Origin of the sequence: Marinobacter sp. VGCF2001, from assembly GCF_049943275.1 — a bacterium.
Lineage (GTDB): Bacteria > Pseudomonadota > Gammaproteobacteria > Pseudomonadales > Oleiphilaceae > Marinobacter.
The window spans coordinates 120,961-137,787 of sequence record NZ_JBNFVX010000006.1 but is presented as its reverse complement, the minus strand read 5'-3'; the positions used below and the strand labels follow the sequence as shown (position 1 = coordinate 137,787).

Annotated in this window: 22 protein-coding genes and 1 tRNA gene; 13 read left to right on the top strand and 10 right to left on the bottom strand. The window is 56.3% G+C overall.

Going from position 1 to position 16,827, the window contains the following annotated elements:
* Position 1: 1 nt before the first annotated feature.
* From ACP2AU_RS08750 to ACP2AU_RS08740, 3 genes are read left to right on the top strand one after another with little or no spacing between them, the layout of a single operon-like run.
* Positions 2 to 796: an ABC transporter ATP-binding protein gene (locus ACP2AU_RS08750; RefSeq protein WP_426375740.1), complete on the top strand. Its 795-nt coding sequence runs from the start codon at positions 2 to 4 to the stop codon at positions 794 to 796.
* Positions 796 to 1,734 carry an MlaD family protein gene (locus tag ACP2AU_RS08745; protein WP_426375739.1) on the top strand — a complete coding sequence of 313 codons (939 nt, stop codon included), beginning with the start codon at positions 796 to 798 and terminating at the stop codon, positions 1,732 to 1,734. Before ACP2AU_RS08750 ends, ACP2AU_RS08745 begins: the two co-directional genes overlap by 1 nt.
* On the top strand, positions 1,731 to 2,327 hold the full coding sequence (locus ACP2AU_RS08740) for an ABC-type transport auxiliary lipoprotein family protein (RefSeq protein WP_426375738.1): 597 nt from the start codon (positions 1,731 to 1,733) through the stop codon (positions 2,325 to 2,327). Before ACP2AU_RS08745 ends, ACP2AU_RS08740 begins: the two co-directional genes overlap by 4 nt.
* Positions 2,328 to 2,331: 4 nt before the next feature.
* Here ACP2AU_RS08740 and pgsA read toward each other — a convergent pair whose 3' ends face one another.
* From pgsA to ACP2AU_RS08720, 4 genes are all read right to left on the bottom strand, one after another.
* The gene (pgsA, locus tag ACP2AU_RS08735; RefSeq protein ID WP_426375737.1) at positions 2,332 to 2,889 is read right to left on the bottom strand and encodes a CDP-diacylglycerol--glycerol-3-phosphate 3-phosphatidyltransferase; all 558 of its coding nucleotides are present in this window, start codon (positions 2,887 to 2,889) and stop codon (positions 2,332 to 2,334) included.
* 7 nt (positions 2,890 to 2,896) lie between these two features.
* Positions 2,897 to 4,756: an excinuclease ABC subunit UvrC gene (gene uvrC / locus ACP2AU_RS08730; RefSeq protein WP_426375736.1), complete on the bottom strand. Its 1,860-nt coding sequence runs from the start codon at positions 4,754 to 4,756 to the stop codon at positions 2,897 to 2,899.
* Positions 4,740 to 5,399, bottom strand: coding sequence for a UvrY/SirA/GacA family response regulator transcription factor (uvrY, locus tag ACP2AU_RS08725; protein ID WP_426375735.1), 660 nt, complete (start codon positions 5,397 to 5,399; stop codon positions 4,740 to 4,742). Before uvrY ends, uvrC begins: the two co-directional genes overlap by 17 nt.
* Before the next feature lie 99 nt (positions 5,400 to 5,498).
* A complete protein-coding gene (locus ACP2AU_RS08720) occupies positions 5,499 to 5,765 on the bottom strand; it encodes a hypothetical protein (RefSeq protein WP_426375734.1) in 267 nt (88 codons plus the stop codon).
* A gap of 196 nt (positions 5,766 to 5,961) precedes the next feature.
* On the opposite strand from ACP2AU_RS08720, the gene ACP2AU_RS08715 reads away from it, so the two are divergent.
* Positions 5,962 to 6,666 carry an AzlC family ABC transporter permease gene (locus ACP2AU_RS08715; RefSeq protein WP_426375732.1) on the top strand — a complete coding sequence of 235 codons (705 nt, stop codon included), beginning with the start codon at positions 5,962 to 5,964 and terminating at the stop codon, positions 6,664 to 6,666.
* Positions 6,659 to 7,003 carry a branched-chain amino acid transporter permease gene (locus ACP2AU_RS08710; RefSeq protein ID WP_426375730.1) on the top strand — a complete coding sequence of 115 codons (345 nt, stop codon included), beginning with the start codon at positions 6,659 to 6,661 and terminating at the stop codon, positions 7,001 to 7,003. Before ACP2AU_RS08715 ends, ACP2AU_RS08710 begins: the two co-directional genes overlap by 8 nt.
* Here the strand turns inward: ACP2AU_RS08710 and ACP2AU_RS08705 are convergent, their stop codons facing one another.
* The gene (locus tag ACP2AU_RS08705; protein ID WP_426375729.1) at positions 7,004 to 7,408 is read right to left on the bottom strand and encodes a DUF1330 domain-containing protein; all 405 of its coding nucleotides are present in this window, start codon (positions 7,406 to 7,408) and stop codon (positions 7,004 to 7,006) included.
* 221 nt (positions 7,409 to 7,629) lie between these two features.
* Between ACP2AU_RS08705 and ACP2AU_RS08700 the strand changes: the two genes are divergently transcribed.
* The 4 genes from ACP2AU_RS08700 (at position 7,630) to ACP2AU_RS08685 (ending at position 10,602) form a co-directional block, all read left to right on the top strand.
* Positions 7,630 to 8,277, top strand: coding sequence for a c-type cytochrome (locus ACP2AU_RS08700; protein ID WP_426375728.1), 648 nt, complete (start codon positions 7,630 to 7,632; stop codon positions 8,275 to 8,277).
* A gap of 12 nt (positions 8,278 to 8,289) precedes the next feature.
* On the top strand, positions 8,290 to 9,303 hold the full coding sequence (locus ACP2AU_RS08695) for a c-type cytochrome (RefSeq protein WP_426375727.1): 1,014 nt from the start codon (positions 8,290 to 8,292) through the stop codon (positions 9,301 to 9,303).
* Positions 9,304 to 9,376: 73 nt separating this feature from the next.
* Entirely contained in the window at positions 9,377 to 9,655 is a 279-nt protein-coding gene (locus ACP2AU_RS08690) for an acylphosphatase (RefSeq protein ID WP_426375726.1), read from the top strand.
* Complete coding sequence (locus tag ACP2AU_RS08685; protein ID WP_426375725.1) at positions 9,652 to 10,602, top strand: AEC family transporter; 951 nt, start codon at positions 9,652 to 9,654, stop codon at positions 10,600 to 10,602. The genes ACP2AU_RS08690 and ACP2AU_RS08685 overlap by 4 nt, the downstream gene beginning before the upstream one ends.
* An 86-nt stretch (positions 10,603 to 10,688) precedes the next feature.
* On the opposite strand, the gene ACP2AU_RS08680 is transcribed toward ACP2AU_RS08685, so the two are convergent.
* Positions 10,689 to 10,779: transfer RNA gene (locus ACP2AU_RS08680), tRNA-Ser, on the bottom strand.
* A 204-nt stretch (positions 10,780 to 10,983) separates the two neighbouring features.
* Here ACP2AU_RS08680 and ACP2AU_RS08675 point away from each other — a divergent pair.
* Positions 10,984 to 11,514: an isochorismatase family protein gene (locus tag ACP2AU_RS08675; RefSeq protein WP_426375724.1), complete on the top strand. Its 531-nt coding sequence runs from the start codon at positions 10,984 to 10,986 to the stop codon at positions 11,512 to 11,514.
* A 22-nt stretch (positions 11,515 to 11,536) separates the two neighbouring features.
* Positions 11,537 to 12,205 carry a cupin domain-containing protein gene (locus tag ACP2AU_RS08670; RefSeq protein ID WP_426375723.1) on the top strand — a complete coding sequence of 223 codons (669 nt, stop codon included), beginning with the start codon at positions 11,537 to 11,539 and terminating at the stop codon, positions 12,203 to 12,205.
* Between the two features lie 60 nt (positions 12,206 to 12,265).
* Here the strand turns inward: ACP2AU_RS08670 and ACP2AU_RS08665 are convergent, their stop codons facing one another.
* From ACP2AU_RS08665 to ACP2AU_RS08650, 4 genes are all read right to left on the bottom strand, one after another.
* Positions 12,266 to 12,631 (bottom strand): DUF7352 domain-containing protein, encoded by a 366-nt coding sequence (locus ACP2AU_RS08665; RefSeq protein ID WP_426375722.1) that lies wholly within the window; start codon positions 12,629 to 12,631, stop codon positions 12,266 to 12,268.
* A 124-nt stretch (positions 12,632 to 12,755) separates the two neighbouring features.
* On the bottom strand, positions 12,756 to 13,649 hold the full coding sequence (locus tag ACP2AU_RS08660; RefSeq protein ID WP_426375720.1) for a LysR family transcriptional regulator: 894 nt from the start codon (positions 13,647 to 13,649) through the stop codon (positions 12,756 to 12,758).
* 33 nt (positions 13,650 to 13,682) lie between these two features.
* Entirely contained in the window at positions 13,683 to 14,510 is an 828-nt protein-coding gene (locus ACP2AU_RS08655; protein WP_426375718.1) for a CheR family methyltransferase, read from the bottom strand.
* Positions 14,511 to 14,546: 36 nt separating this feature from the next.
* The gene (locus tag ACP2AU_RS08650) at positions 14,547 to 15,476 is read right to left on the bottom strand and encodes a chemotaxis protein CheV (RefSeq protein ID WP_426375717.1); all 930 of its coding nucleotides are present in this window, start codon (positions 15,474 to 15,476) and stop codon (positions 14,547 to 14,549) included.
* Positions 15,477 to 15,666: 190 nt separating this feature from the next.
* On the opposite strand from ACP2AU_RS08650, the gene flgA reads away from it, so the two are divergent.
* Positions 15,667 to 16,368 (top strand): flagellar basal body P-ring formation chaperone FlgA, encoded by a 702-nt coding sequence (gene flgA, locus ACP2AU_RS08645; protein ID WP_426375716.1) that lies wholly within the window; start codon positions 15,667 to 15,669, stop codon positions 16,366 to 16,368.
* Positions 16,369 to 16,497: 129 nt separating this feature from the next.
* On the top strand, positions 16,498 to 16,824 hold the full coding sequence (gene flgM / locus ACP2AU_RS08640) for a flagellar biosynthesis anti-sigma factor FlgM (RefSeq protein WP_426375715.1): 327 nt from the start codon (positions 16,498 to 16,500) through the stop codon (positions 16,822 to 16,824).
* Positions 16,825 to 16,827: the final 3 nt, after the last annotated feature.

Genomic DNA, 16,827 nt, shown 5'->3' with positions numbered 1-16,827 from the left:
CATGGTCGATCATCCAGTCATTCAGGTGCGGGCACTCGACAACCGGTTTGGCAGCCACATCGTGCATGAGAAGCTTGACCTGGACCTTTACCCCCGGGAAATCCTGGGCGTGGTCGGCGGTTCCGGCACCGGAAAATCGGTACTTTTGCGCAGCATTGTGGGCCTGAATCCGCCTTCTGGCGGGCATATTACCGTCTTCGGCGAGGATTTGACCGGCCTTCGCGCCGCTGAACGCTCGCGTTACGAGCAGCGGTTCGGGGTGCTTTTTCAGGGGGGAGCCTTGTTCACCTCCCTGAATCTTGAACAGAACATTGCCCTGCCGCTGATCGAGCACACCAGGCTGTCGAGGCCCGAAGCGGAGGAGCTTGCCCGAATGAAGCTGGCCTTGACGGGCCTGCCGCCAGAGGCCGCAAGCAAGTTCCCGGCAGAACTCTCCGGAGGCATGGTCAAGCGTGCCGCCCTGGCCAGGGCACTGGCTCTGGACCCGGAAATTCTGTTTCTGGACGAGCCTACCGCGGGGTTAGACCCGATTGGTGCCGCTGCCTTTGATGAACTGATCGTGACGCTCCGTAATGCCCTCGGCCTGACGGTGTTTCTTGTCACCCACGATCTGGATACCCTGTACACCACCTGCGACCGAGTCGCGGTTCTGTCGCAACGCAAAGTTCTGGTTGCCGATACCCTGGACAAGGTTGCCCGAACCGACGACCGCTGGATTCAGGACTATTTCCATGGCCCACGTGGGCGTGCCGCGCTTGCGGCTCACCACAGGCTGGCCGAACAGGAGCCCGGTTAATGGAACCCAAAGCCCATCACGTGATTATCGGATTTTTCACGCTCGCCGCCGTTGGCGCCGCCTTGCTGTTCGCTTTATGGCTGGGCAAATCCTCCACCGACACCAACTGGGCTTACTACCGTATCGGCTTCGACCACCCGGTAAGCGGGCTGGCCAAAGGCAATCCGGTACTTTACACAGGCGTCCCCGTCGGCGATGTGCTTGACCTGACCCTGGCACCAGACAATCCGGCCCATGTGCGGGTACTGGTGCGGGTGAATCAGGACATTCCGGTACGGCAGAACACCCGTGCAGGGCTGGTGCTCGCCAACATCACCGGCAGCATGAGCATCCAGTTTACTGGCGGCACGCCAGACAGCCCGATTCTGGAGGGCCGGAAAGACAATCCGCCGCTGATTGCAGCCGAGCGCTCGGCCCTCAGCAACCTGCTGAACAATGGCGAGGCCATGCTCACCAAAGCAGAGCGATTACTGGAGAGCTCGAACCAGTTGATGTCCGAAAGCAACCTGGCCAACATTGCACAGATTCTCGAAAACACGCGCCAGGCCAGTGAGTCCCTGTTAGCCAACCGGGAAGAGCTCGAGGCGCTGCTGGGGCAATTTGATGCTGCCGGCATTCGCGCTGAAGAAGCGGCTATCAAGGTCTCAGCCGCGGCCGACCGGTCGCGGGAGGTGCTGAACCAGCGAGTGGAACCGGTACTTACGGCCATGTCCAGGGCATTGTCGACACTTCAGCCCTCTCTCGACCGGCTCGATAGCCTGACGGGCGACAACGAACTGGCCCTCGATACCGGCCTGCAAGGCCTCGGCGAAATAACACCAGCCTTGCGGGAGTTGCGCAGCACCCTGCGAAACCTGAACTCCTTTACCCGCCGACTGGAGCAGAATCCCACCGGAACACTATGGGGCAGTTCCGGTATCAAGGAGTATGAACAATGAAGATGGCATCCGCCCTGGCACTGGGCCTTACCCTGGCCGGCTGCACGGTATTTCCGGTTCCCGAGCCGCCGCGCTTTATGGACCTGGCATCGGCCGATACTGTGCCTGCCTTTAGTCAGACCCTGCCCGCAAGCCTTCGGGTAGATACCCCTCTGGCCTCTGACCCACTCGACAGCAGCAGCATTCTCATCAAACCGTCCGCTTATGAATATCAGGCAATTTCCGGGGCCAGGTGGCGGGAGTCTATGCCGGTGGTTATCCGGGATCATCTGATTCAGGCGTTCAGAGCCAGTGGCGGTTTCGCCAATGTGATGACCGACACCAGCCCGGCCACCTCGGAGTTAACGCTGATTTCGGAGTTGAGCGGTTTTCACGCAGAGGATGGCGCCAACGGCACCCGGGTGGTGATCAATCTTCACTTGCAACTGATGGATAACCGAACCAGGCGGAGCCTGTGTGTGACAAATTACCAGGCTCGAACCGACGCGGGCAGTGCCCGCCTTGAGGATTTAATGCAAGCGTTCAGTCATGCTGCGGAAGAGGCGACGTCGGCAACGATGTCCTGGGCGCACCGTTGCATGGCCGAAGCCTGACGGATTACTCTGCGTTGGCTTTCGGAAACAGGTCTGCCCAGGCTGCCCGCAGATATAAAAACATGGACCAGAGTGTCAGCACGGCGGCGATGTAAAGAAGGCCGATGGCGACGAAAGCCCAGAAGTTCCCCGGAGGAAACGCCAGCAAACCGACGATGGCAGCCATTTGCGCCGTGGTTTTAATCTTGCCGATGTAGGACACGGCCACACTCGCCCGGCTTCCCATTTCCGCCATCCACTCACGCAGAGCCGAGATCACAATCTCTCGGCCGATGATGACCGTTGCCGGGATGGTCAGCAGCACCGCCGAATATTCCTCAATCAGCACCGCCAGCGCGACAGCTACCATCAATTTGTCGGCGACCGGGTCCAGAAACGCCCCAAACGGCGTACTCTGGTTCAACTTGCGGGCCAGATAACCATCCAGCCAATCGGTCAAGCCGGCAAGGGCAAAAATGGTAGCGCTGACCAGGTAGCTCCATTGCATCGGCAGGTAAAAAACCGCCACGAACACCGGAATCATCACGATACGGGACATGGTCAGTATGTTCGGTAAATTCATGGTCTTCCTATTGGTCGTGCAATGCTGCGTAAATGGTCTCTGCCAGCGCCTTGCTGATGCCCTGAACTTTGGCCATCTCATCCACACTGGCCTTTTTAAGCTCCTGGATACCACCGAAGTAGCGAATCAGCTCGCGGCGGCGCTTCGGCCCTACCCCTTCGATACCCTCCAGGGTCGACTGCCGGCGTTTTTTGTCCCGCCCTGCGCGGTGCCCTGAAATCGCAAAGCGGTGGGACTCGTCCCGAATGTGCTGAATCAAATGCAGCGCCGGAGAATCCGCAGGCGCCCGGAATACCGAGCCCGTCAAAGCATCAATGAGTTGTTCCATACCTGCGCGCCGGGTAACGCCCTTGGCAACCCCGATCAGGGGAATATCAGAAATACCAAGTTCTTCAAAGACTTCCCGGGCAATGTTCAATTGGCCTTTACCACCGTCAATGAACACCAGGTCCGGCCGTTTGCCTTCTCCATTCACCACCCGACGGTAGCGGCGGGTCAGTACCTGGCGCATGGCGGCATAATCATCGCCCGCGGTCACATCCTGAATGTTATACAGCCGATAGTCGCTTTTCAGGGGCCCATTCTCGTCGAAAACGACGCAGGATGCGACGGTATTCTCACCATGACTGTGGCTGATATCGAAACATTCCATTCTGGTGGGCGTTTCTGCCAGCTCGAGAAGGTCTCGCAGCGCCAATAACCGCCGGTATACGGTTTCTTTGCTGGCAAGATGCGTTAACAGGGTCTGCCGGGCGTTGGTCATTGCCAGGTCAAGCCAGCGGCGGCGCTCGCCGCGGACGTTTCCCCGAACGCGAGTTTCGCGCCGGGCCGCTTCAGACAACGCCTCGGACAACAGCTCCTGCCCGTCAACCGACACCGGTACCAGAATATCCCGTGGAATCTCCCGGCGGGTATCGCCACCGAAATAGTACTGCCCCAGGAACGAAGCCAGCAGTTCGCCTTCTGTCTGCTCAAGGGAGTAGCGGGGAAAATAATCCTTGGTTCCCAGGACTCGCCCCCCACGGACAATGATCACCACAATGCAGACCACCCCCGCCTCCTGGGCAATCGCAATCACATCGGCATCGCCGCCCTCTCCATCAACAGACTGCTGCTCCTGAACGTGGCGGAGGTTGTTGATCTGGTCACGGTAGGCGGCCGCTTTTTCGAACTCAAGATTCTTGGAGGCGTCCTCCATCGACTGCATCAAATCCTGGAGAATTGCCGGGTTTTTGCCCTCCAGGAACATGGTCGCGTGGCGAATATCGTTCCGGTATTCCTCGGGGCTGATAAAGCCCACACAGGGCGCCGTGCACCGATTGATCTGGTATTGCAGACAAGGTCTGGTTCGGTTTCTGAAATAGCTTTCACTACAGGACCTTATGCGGAAAACCTTTTGTAAAACATTAAGGCTTTCCTTAACCGCACCAGAGCTCGGAAAGGGCCCGAACCAGGTGCCTCCGCCTTTCTTGGTTCGCCCACGGCGAAAGGTCAGCGAGGGATAATCAGCGTGAGACGATAGATAGATGTAAGGATAGGATTTGTCGTCCCTGAGCAGGATATTATAGGGCGGACGCAGGGATTTGATCAGGTTCTGTTCCAGCAGCAACGCTTCCGTTTCGCTGCCGGTGATAGTCACCTCTATGGATGCGATCTTGCTGACCAGGGCTTCGGTTTTCGGGGCCAGGCCAGTCTTGCGGAAATAGCTGCTCACCCGATTGCGCAGGTTGCGGGCTTTACCCACGTACAAAATGCCACCGGTGTCGTCATACATTCGGTAGACACCGGGGCGTTCTGTCAGTTGTTTCAGGAAATTCCGGCTGTCGAACTCCCCGCTCGTGGGTTCGGAATCAGACTTTGTCGGCATCCAGTAATCCAAGCCGTACTGCCATCAAAGCCAACTCCACATCGCTGGAGATTTCCAGCTTCTCGAATATCCGATAACGGTAACTGTTCACTGTTTTCGGGCTCAGGCACAGTTTGTCTGATATATCCTGAACCTTGTGGCAATCCACCACCATCATGGCAATCTGCATCTCGCGCTCTGACAGCCGCTCAAACAAAGACAGCTCACCATCGTCGTCCCGATCGCCAGCCAATTGCTTGAGTGCCATTTTCTGGGCAATTTCGGGGCTGATATAACGCTGGCCGGAATGTGCCTTGCGGATGGCACGCACCATTTCCTGGATGTCTGCGCCTTTGGTGATATACGCGACAGCACCGCTTTGCATAACCCGCGCCGGATAGGGATCGTCTGCACAGGCCGTCACCACGATCACGCGAATGGAGTCGTCAATCCGCAGAATTCGGCGGGTTGCCTCCAGGCCACCAATGCCGGGCATCCGAATATCCATCAAGACGATGTCCGGGCGACTTTCACGCACAAAGTCGATAGCCTCTTCACCAGATGAGGCCTGGCCAATAACGTCAATATCGGGGTTATCAGCCAGCATACGCGTGATACCCGAGCGCACAAGCTCGTGGTCGTCAACAACCAATACCCTGATCAAAACTCACCTCGCCGTCAGGTATGGAAAACAGACCGATTGTAACGATTCACAGCACCAGCCGATAGGAAGTGGGTCTAAGCTTTACCGAAACTGATAAAGTTAGAACACCCCATTACCGGAAGGCGCACCAAGGCTGGCCGTGTTTTCAACAGGATCAAACCAAACCACCAGCTCCTTTCGGCGCACGGCCCCAAGAACACGCTCACGCTCCGCGAGGGGGCTCTCTGTATCATTCAGGCCGTGATACCGCGTACAGTATTCCTCCGCCAGGCCTTCAAGCTGCTCTGACGTCAATAACCCGGCATCGACAATGAATTTTTCGGCCCGCGGGTCTGCGTCGGAAGGCTGCACTGCATCGTTACTCATAGAACCTCCAGTCAGTCGCTGTATGTTACGGTTTTATGGACGGGACAAGAACCCCCCTGAGTGAAGACATATCATCAGGATGACCTACCATGAGAGCCCCGGCGCGGAAAAATCGTTTTCCGATACGACGTTTGGCGCCCTTCAAATGCGAGAGGCAATTCACTATCATCTCGCTTTTAATTCGGTTCGGATGCTAATGAATCACCACGCTTTTAAACTGACCATTCCGATTCTCTTCGGCTACATCCCATTGGGCATGGCCTTTGGCGTGCTGTTCACCACCCAGTTAGAGTATTCCTGGTGGGTTGCGCCACTCATGGGCCTGGTGATCTATGCCGGTGCCGGCCAGATTCTTGCTGTGAGCTTGCTGGCCGCCAATGCCGGCTTGCTTGAAGTCGCCGTGGCGATGTTCGTTCTGAACGCCAGGCATCTTTTTTACGGGCTCTCGTTGCTGGGCCAGTTCAAGGGCGCAGGCTGGCGTAAAGCGTATCTGATCTTTGGCCTGACCGACGAGACATACTCCTTGCTGACCAGCAGACCGCGCTCCGGAGACAGGGCACTGGAGCAGCGCGTGGACTTTCGAATTACCGCAATGAATCAGCTTTACTGGATAGCCGGTTGCACGCTGGGTGCGGTGTTAGGCAAGACCGTTGCCTTCAACAGTACCGGCATTGAATTCGCCCTGGTGGCACTCTTTATTGTGCTGACCATTGAACAGCTTAAAGCGCTTGGAGACTCGTTTCCGGTATGGGCCGGTGCGGCCGCAGCGGCATTTGCCATGATGCTGGTGCCCGCAACACACCAACTGATCGCGGGGATTGTTCTGGTTACGGTTGTGCTGCTTCTGCACTACCGCAGGCATCGCACCCACTCGGTGGAAGGAGAACTGAATCGTGGCTGAGAGCAGCTATCTGGCAGCGTTCATTGCTATTTCGGCATTGGCAACATTTGCCACCCGCGTTGTGCCCTTCCTGTTCTTCGAAAAACACACGGAGCATCCGCTGGTTAAACACATTGGCCGGTTTCTGCCAGCAGCGGTTATGGCATTGCTGGCAACCGTGTTTCTGCAGCGGTCAGCCGACTGGCAGACCTCGCTCCCCGGCGCGGACGCGTTGATCCCTGCCCTGCTGGTGGTAGTTGTGCATTTGTGGCGCAGAAACGCCCTGCTCTCCATCGCCGCAGGCACCGCTACCTACATGGCAATTCAGCAGTCAGGAATCCTGCAGGGCCTCATTTAATCAGGGGTTGCCTTCAACATTTGCGACCAGCCGGGAGTCTTCCAAAGCGGCCGTTCGGTGCCTGACCACGCCCTTGTACTCCGGGCTTTCAATCATGGCCAGAAAGGCGTGAATGGAGGGGTACCGAACGAGCAGAACCTGATCCCAGGATTCATCCGGCGGTGCAATCAGAGACCCCATGGTGCGGCCTGACCAGATAACCTCAGCCCCCACCTCGGAGACACTTCGTGCTGCCTCCTGCATATATCGCTTGTAGGCATCGCGACCAGAGCACGCCTCGCTCCCGTCTGCATAATCAGCGCGGTCTCTGAATCGCAGCAGATTCAGCATCACCACGGGCTGATCCTTGGGGATTTCATCAAGAATTTTTTTCAGCTCTTCCTGAGATGGATTGACGGTCGCCATAGTTGTCCCTGTTTATTGATTTGCCAGATGGTGTATGCGGTCAATCGGTTCATGGGACATTAAACCAAAATGTCGGTGTATGCATCACCAACTTCGCCTTTCGTCGGGCTTCCCTTGCGTTATTGATCTTTATCAAGCGAGAATCTGCCGCCTTCAATATGGTAATAAGCATATAACGACACAAACAAAGAACTCTAACGGGCCAAAAAGGACAACTGACTGTGAATAGAATCCCGGTAATGCTTGCTGTGTGGGCGCTGTCTGTCAGCGCGAGCCATGCCGGCACAATGCCTGAGGGCAACGTCGAGCGAGGAAAAGAAGTTGCAAACCTGTGCATCGCATGCCATCAGGCAGACGGGAGCGGCAAACACATCGAGGGTGGTGAATCCTGGCCCCGGCTTGCGGGCCTGAATGCACGCTACCTCGCGAAACAACTGCACGACATGAAAGATGGTTCGCGTCAGGCACCCACCATGACGGCCTTTGTGAATATGTTGGACGAACAGAAAATTGTTGATGTTTCCGCGTACTACAGTCAGCTTGAACCGACAGCTGCACAGGGCGGCGACAATGCAGACGAGTCTGTCCTCAAGCGTGGCGAGCAAATAGCCACCCGCGGTGACTGGTCTCAGTACATTGTTTCCTGCGAGAGCTGTCACGGCCCGGGTAATCGCGGTGCCGGCGCAGTATTCCCCGGCATCGCCGGACAGCACGCCGGCTATATCGAGGCGCAGCTGAAGGCATGGAAAGCCGGCGCGCGCAAAAATGATCCGCAGAACCTGATGGGCGCCATCGCAGCCCGAATGAGTGCGCAGGATATTCACGCCGTCGCAGCATGGCTTGCCAATCAAAACGCCGGCAGTAACTGAAGGATGACAGACATGACACGCAACTTTCTTACTCTGGCTCTTGCCGGGACCATGGCCCTCTCGGCACACGCCGAAGATACCGACGCAACAACCCAGGCCTATATCGACCAGCTGACATCCATGGGCTTTCCCGCGCCAGCGAAAGACCAACTGGTGCACATCCCTCCAACAATGGCAGACCTTGAGACAGCGGACATCCACCCGGAACTGAAAAAGGTGATTCGACGGGGCTACGATTTGTTCACCAACACCCAGCAACTGCGGGGTGAAAACGTATTCAACAACATGAATTGCTCAAGTTGCCACCTGGGTGAGGGCCGGATGCCGTTCAGCGCACCGGTCTGGCCTGCGGCTGTCACACTGCCTGGCTATCGCGGCAAAAACGGGCACGTGAACAACCTTGAAGAGCGTATTGCCGGCTGTTTCACCTACTCCATGAACGGTAAGCCGCCAGCCTACGGCAGCGACGATATGCTGGCCATGTCGGCGTATCATCAGTGGCTTGCCAAAGGCGTGGCAATGTACCCGCAGCAGTCCATCTACGGCCGCGGTTTTCCTGCGCCGGAGCGCCCTGCCGAACTGAGCTATACTCATGGGAAAACGCTGTATCAGGAAAACTGCGCCGTGTGTCATGAAGAAAATGGCGCCGGGCTTCGCGTGAGTGAACAGACCGTGTTCCCCGCCCTTTGGGGTGATATGTCCAACAACTGGGGGGCCGGGATTGTTCGCCTGCACACCGCCGCAGGTTTTATCAAAAACAATATGCCACTGGGCCAACCGAATTCCCTGAGTGATCAGGAGGCCTGGGATATCGCTTTTTACATGAACAGCCAGGAGCGCCCACAAGACCCTCGTTACACCGGGGATGTCGGGGAAACCCTGGAAAAGTTCGGCCCGACCTTCCACAAACACTCACTGTATGGCCAGAAACGCGAGCATGATGGCAAGGTACTCGGTGACCATGACAACACCGGCGGGAAGACCTTTCTGAAACCCGATACCGTGAGGCCGCGAACCTTCGACTGACCCACGTTATAATGTGCTGATCCGGCCTCCTGATGGAGGCCTTTTCGTTGGTGATAGACGCAGGGAGATGACGATGACAACGTCACGCTGGCAGCTTCTGGTAAGCGGCACCGTGCAGGGTGTGTATTACCGGGCCTCAACCGAGCAGAAAGCCCGTCAACTTTGCCTGACCGGCCAGGTACGCAACCTGCCGGACGGAAGGGTAGAAATTATCGCCGAAGGCGACGAAGAACAGCTTCAGGCTTTGAAAGCCTGGTGCCAGCAGGGGCCGGAACGAGCCGTGGTTGAGCACATCGAAACCCGGGAGCTTACGGCAACCGGCGAATTCACGAGCTTCAGGACGACTCGTTGAGCAACTTTCTCCCGATCTTCTTTCATACCCTGGAGACCACGCTACCGGTCTTTGCCATGGTTTTTATTGGCATCGGTCTGCGGCGGATTGGCTGGATTGACCAGGGCTTCGTGGCCACTGCCTCTGCGCTGGTGTTTAAAGCAACGCTCCCAACCCTGGTGTTTTTGAGTATTATCCGCGCCGATCTGAGCACCACGCTCAGCCTGGGTATGCTGATTTTCTATGCTCTGGCAACACTGGCCAGTTTTGCTCTGGTGTGGTTCTGGGCAACCCGCCGTGTGCGCCGTGAAGATCGGGGCGTTTATGTGCAAGGTGCCTTCAGGGGGAATTGCGGGATCGTCGGCCTGGCGCTTGCCGCCAACCTTTACGGCGATTACGGGCTATCCGCCGGCGGCCTGCTTCTGGGGCTCGTGATTATTCTTTACAACTCCCTGTCGGTAATTGTGTTGCTGGCCTACCAACCGGGCAAAGCCATGAGCCTGGGCAATACCCTCAAGGACATCGCCCGCAATCCACTGATTATTGCCGTCATACTGGCCATCCCGTTTGCCGCTCTTGAAGTTCAATTGCCCGGCTGGGTCATGACCAGCGGCGATTACTTTGCCTCGCTGACCCTGCCCCTCGCCCTGCTCTGCATCGGCGCCACGGTATCGCTGAAAGCCATTCGCAGCGACAGCGGCCCGGCCACCGGTTCCGCCATCTGGAAAATGGTGTCGCTGCCAGCCCTGTGCACACTCGCCGCGTGGCTGGCGGGGTTTGAGGGGCGCGAGCTCGGGCTTATGTTCCTGTTCTTTGCCAGCCCCACGGCTGCCGCCAGTTTTGTCATGGTAAAGGCGCTGGGCGGGAATGATCGTATGGCGGCCAACATTATCGCGATGACGACGTTACTGGCGAGTGTGACGGTAACTATCGGGGTATTTGTGCTGCAGTCGATAGGGGTTGCCTGAGAAAAGGAGGGATTATTCGAGGAGGGTTCTTCTATCCACCCGATCAGGCAATAAAAAACCCCGGCATTTCTGCCGGGGTTTCGTATTGGCGGAGAGGGAGGGATTCGAACCCTCGATACGCTATTAACGTATACACACTTTCCAGGCGTGCGCCTTCAGCCACTCGGCCACCTCTCCAATAAACTGTTTCAAATCAGCGGTGTCGTCGCTCATTTGAGGGCGCAAACTTTAATGGTTTTATTGGCGTTTGGCAACTCCATGTTTTAATTTCCTCAATTTTTTTTCACAGCCGACCTTTGAACGCCGCCAGCCCAATAACAAAGCCGCGCGCCATGGCGTATCCTTTCAGAAAACCAACGGAATACGTTCAGGAGAAGAGCCATGCTGATGAAAGCCGACCAATCAACCCTATTGCTGATTGATGTTCAGGAACGGCTGATGCCTGCGATCAGCGATGGCGATGCCGTTGCCGAGCGCTGTGTCACGCTTGCAACCATTGCCGGGCTGCTCGGTGTGCCTGTTGTCAGCACCGAACAACTTCCGGAAAAGCTGGGCCCAAACCTGGAAGGCGTAAAAGAACTTTGCCAGACCACCCTGGCTAAAACCCATTTTGACGCCTGCCCGGACGGACTGATTGATGAACTTCCCGAAGGACGGCAACACATTGTCATCGGGGGCTGCGAAACCCACGTATGTATGCTGCAAACGGCTATGAGCCTACTGGATGCCGGCTACAAAGTATGGGTTGTGGCCGATGCGACAGGATCGCGAAGCGATCTCGACCGCGATGTGGCACTGGATCGCCTGCATCAGGGCGGCGCCCGCATCGTTACCATGGAAATGGTCGCTTTCGAGTGGATGGTGCATTGCAAACATCCGCATTTCCGCGATATCCAGGCTCTCATCAAATAGACAACTGAAGGTAAATCGAGACATGCTCAACATGGATTTTTCCCAGCGCGTGGTTATTCAGACTCACGATCAGCCATGGGTGCCAAGCCCTGCCGCTGGCGTTGAGCGCAAACCCCTGGCCCGGGAGGACGCCGAACGGGGCCATGCTACCAGCGTCGTCCGGTATGCAGCGGGCGCCTCGTTTTCCACTCACGAGCATCCACTGGGCGAAGAGATTCTAGTGCTTGAGGGAACCTTTTCCGACGAAACAGGCCACTACCCTGCAGGCACCTACCTCCGAAATCCTCCAGGCAGCCGGCACGCGCCTTTCAGCGACGAAGGCTGCACACTATTGGTGAAGCTGCATCAGTTTGACCCCCGGGATAGCGCTACGGTTCGCATAGACACCCGCACCGGCCAGTGGCTGCCGGGCATTGGCGGACTGCAGGTTATGCCGTTGCATGAATTCGAACACGAGCACGTTGCCCTGGTTAAGTGGCCTGCCAATGAAGCCTTTCAGCCACACAGACATTTTGGAGGAGAGGAAATTTTTGTTCTGTCCGGCGAATTCTGCGACGAACACGATCGCTACCCGGCTGGCACCTGGATACGCAGCCCGCATTTGAGCGAACATCATCCTTTCGTAGACAAGGAAACGGTCATCTGGGTGAAAACCGGCCATCTGCCGTTGGCCTCGACCCCAGCGGCATAAAAAAGGCCCCTGCCGGGGCCAAGCGTGTGAGGCAATGTTTGCTGGATCGTTGGCGGGCCCTCAGGACACGTAGTGGCCGTTCCATTCACTGCCACCGTAAAGCGTGTCCGACGCGTGCCCGTGAGCGTTCCTGATATAGCTCGGCTCGCCCGCCGGTACTGCAAACACGTGGTAGGCTTCCGGCCCGAACGGATCCAGCGCTGTATCGAGATACTCAAACCGGTCTGGCACCGGCTCGCCGGACATGGCTACTCTGAACTGACGCTCTACCGTTGGCGTGGTGACATTGAGCGGCTGCTGCACCCAAAGGAACACCGCTTTCTGCGGCACCAGATACTCGCTGCGAACAACCTTGTAACCCTCGCGAAGGGTCAGCGTGGTCGGCTCTTTACCGGGTTCCAACTTGAACTTATGGATCGTCTTCATGGCTGTGCTCCTTTGGCTACTGCCCAATACAGTGCCATCATGACGGAATGCCAGATTCGATAAAATAAGCTTTATTGAGGATTATCCATCGATTTTTTCGAGGGTTCGGCAGGGGTTATCAACCTTACAGCAAGCGTTCGCGAACCTCACAAATGGCACGCACCCCCTCGTGGGCCAGATTGCGGCTTCGGGTAATGGCGTACAGTTGATCAGTCACCTCATCAAGAGACGCTATCAAAGAGACCTGATACTGCCGGCACACCTCATCCTTGATCATGGTCGGCGCTGCAAAAACCCCGACGCCGTCGCGCCCGAAGACTTTGATGAGGGCGCTGTCGTCCACGCGAGCGACCAGATTCATCCGTACATTATTAAGGTTGAACCAGTTCATCAGCTTCTGGAAATAAGGCGCGTCGGTGGCGTTGGCGAGAAGGGGCTGGGAATTCAGTGAACCGGGGAAACCGGGTCGCAGTTTCTCAGCCAGTGCCGGGGCGGCAAACAGGCTGATCGTGGACTGGGACAAAGGATGCACCGCAAAACGCTCCGGCGACTCCGCCCGAGGCATCCGATCGGTCAGAACAACATCCAGTTCTTTTCGCTTCAGGCTCATCAACAGGTCTTCTGTGCGACCTGTGCGACACTCCAGCTGTACAGGACGCCTGAGCTTCATGGCCGGATCAAGCAGGTAATAGGCAATCAGTTTATGAACGGAGGCCGAGATACCAGCAGACAGTGACAGGGGGCGGTCTTCCGGGCCCGATCGCAAGGTTTCAGAAAGCTCGCCGGTCAGCTCAAAGATCTCATCTGCATAGCTTTGGACCAGGTGGCCAAGCTCGGTCAGAATTAACCGTCGGCGCTCCCTGCTGAACAAGCGCCCACCGACCGAGCCCTCGAAAGTGGCAAGTTGCCCGCTGAGCGTCTGAGGTGCGAGATCAAGCACTTCGCTGGCCCTGGCAATCGAACCTTCCCTGCTGATTACCCAGAAATAGTAAAGATGCCGGAGATTCAGATTCTCCATATCAATGCACCGTCCGCTCTGTAAGCTGCCCGACTATTTTTTACGATAAATGATACCGGGGTGGCACTGAACCATTTCGTAAAGGTCCGGCAGGCCGTTCAAAGACTCAGAAGCTCCGAGAATGAGGTAGCCTCCCGGATTCAGGGCACCATTCAGTCGCGTGAGGATGTCTTTTTTCAGGTCGGCGGAGAAATAGATCAACACATTGCGGCACATAATGATGTCGAATTTACCGAGCATATAACGCTCCAGCAGGTTCAATTCCTTGAACTCCACCATCGACTTGATTTGCGGCCGGATCTGCCACCCGCCATTCGCAGAGGGCGTAAAAAACTGCTTCTGCCGGTCGGGCGACAGCCCGCGGCCAATGGCAATCATTTCGTACTCGCCGCGACGGGCAACCTCCAGAACGCTTTTAGAGATATCCGTGGCGGTAATCTTCACATCTCGCAGTTTACCGGGCCTGCTGCGCCGGAACTCGTCGATCACCATCGCCACGGAATAAGGCTCCTGCCCTGTTGAGCAGGCTGCTGACCAGATCCGTAATGGCTGAGACGATTTCCGTTCAGCAAACTCGGGAAGAAGTTTTTCCTGAAGAATACGAAAAGGGTGATTATCCCGGAACCACAGAGTCTCGTTGGTTGTCATCGCATCGATCACAACTTCACGCAGCCCTGCCCGGCCCGGCCTCTGGAGACGCTCAAGCAGCTCCCCCAGCGAATTCAGACTGTTTTCTTCAAGAATCCGGCGAAGCCTGCTTTTCACCAGGTACTGTTTGTTATCGCCCAGCAGAATGCCGCACGCATCCTGCAGGAAATTCTTGAAGACTTCGTATTCCTGGGGCGTTATATCCGCTTTCATTAGATCTCTTCGTGGGTAAAATCATCAGCCGAGGAATCAGTGCTGATCAATAATTTCCATCACACGCTCGGCCAGCTCATCCGGGCTGAATTTCGCCATGAAATCATCTGCGCCCACTTTCTGCACCATCGCACGGTTGAACACACCGCTCAGCGACGTGTGCAGCATGACATACATCTCTTTCAGAGCGGGGTTATCCTTGATTCTCGTAACCAGGGTGTAGCCATCCATCTCCGGCATTTCCACATCTGAAATAATCAGCGACAGATGATCAGTCGCCTTCGACCCGTCCTGCGTGATCTCTTGTAGATAATTCAGCGCTTGCTTGCCGTCATTGCGCGTTACCACTTCCATACCGATGGCTGTCAGGCATCGCTCGATTTGCCTGCGAGCCACCGATGAGTCATCGACAACCAGCACCGGCAAATGGCCAGGTACGCGCTCTGCGCTGCGGGTCACCAGCTCTTCTGTAACATCTTCCCTGAGTGGAGAAACTTCTGCAAGAATCTTTTCTACATCTATGATTTCTACCAGTTTGTCATCAATATTAGTGACTGCCGTAAGGTAAACATCCTTGCCTGCACCCTTGGGCGGCGGAAGAATATCTTCCCAGTTCATGTTCATGATGCGTTCAACACCCGAAACCAGAAACCCCTGGGTTTTACGGTTGTATTCGGTGATGATCACGAAACTGGTGGCCAATTGTTCCTGCGGAATCCCGGGCAGGCCGATCGACATACTCAGATCGATGATCGGGATCGTCTCGCCCCGAATGTGTGACACGCCCCGCACTACACTCCGGCTATTCGGAATTGACGAGAGCTTCGGGCACTGCAACACCTCTTTAATCTTGAAAACGTTGATGCCGTACATTTGCCGCCCTCTCAGGCGGAACAGCAACAACTCAAGCCGGTTCTGACCGACCAGCTGGGTGCGCTGGTTAACGCTGTCTAATACCCCTGCCATGATGCTTCACTCCTGGCGTGCCATACCGGCATCAATATTGCTTGAAACTCTGTAAGTTGATACGAGGGCCACTCAAAAACACTTTTTTGACGCCCCGAAAGCTTAACGGTGTAACGGCCGGAAGGCCCGAATCCTTAACGGATTTCAACAAAACACACGGTTAGACACAGCATAGGACAAACCGGTGCGTATGCGAATCCTCTTTTTGACAGCCTTGTGCGTTTTCCTGAGCCCAGCGGCTCAGTCTGCAGAAAAGACATCCGCTGACGATATTTTAAAGGCAGCACAAACCTTTCTGAGCCAATGGTCCGAGAACCTGGCCAGCCAGGGCCTGAAGGCTTCTTACCAAACGGGGGTCATAGACCGCCGCCTCAAGCTTGCAGACTGCGACCAGGCACTGGAGGCCGAATTCTCCGGCAATCCGCTGGAAACAACCAGCCCTTCGGTGCTGGTGTCGTGCCACGGTGAACGGCCCTGGCGTATGTACGTAACCAGCAGTGTCGAAGTTTACGGCCCGGCACTGGTTGCTGCCCGCCCACTGGCCCGGGGTGAGAGGCTAAGCGCCGAACAGGTTACCCGGGCATCGGTTCAGATCAATGCCAGCCGGCGCGGCGTGCTGACCAGGAAGGAGTCTGTCTCCGGCATGATGATGCGCCGGCCCGTCAAAGCCGGCACTGTAATCACGCCAAATCTGCTGGAAGCCCCCGATGCGATTGAGCGTGGCGACCATGTTATTATTGTCGCCCGATCAGGCTCCTTTTCTGTGTCCTCACGGGGTAAAGCTCTGGCCAACGCCGGCCTGGGCGAGCAGGTTCTGGTAGAAAACCTCCGCTCTTCCCGAACCATCAAAGCACGCGCGGTTGGGCCGGGCCGGGTGGAGATACCGATGTAGAATAATGGAAACATTGTGTGCGGCAAATTTTTTCCGCCTCTCGGCTAAAGTATGGCGCAGATTTGCCGTTAGAAGGATATAAACCCGAATTCGCCACTTTACTGTGGCCCCAGGCAAGCAGGTACCGATATGTCAGTTGACTTAAATGGAATTGGCCCAGGCCAGGTCAACACTACCCGAACCACGGCAGATAAAGCCGGGGGCAACCAGGCGCCCAAAGCGCCCCAAAGTGACAACGCCCAGGCGAAAAGCCCCGCCGCCCGTGGCGAAAACGTGAATTTGAGCAGTCAGGCAAAAGACCTGAAGCAGCTTGAACAGAGGCTCGGGGATTTCCCCGAAATGGATGACGAGCGCATTGAACAAATCCGCTCCGCTCTGGAAAGCGGCACTTACAAGGTTGACGCTCAAAAGCTGGCCCAGAAAATGCTTGATATGGATAAAAGCATTTTCGGGTAAGCA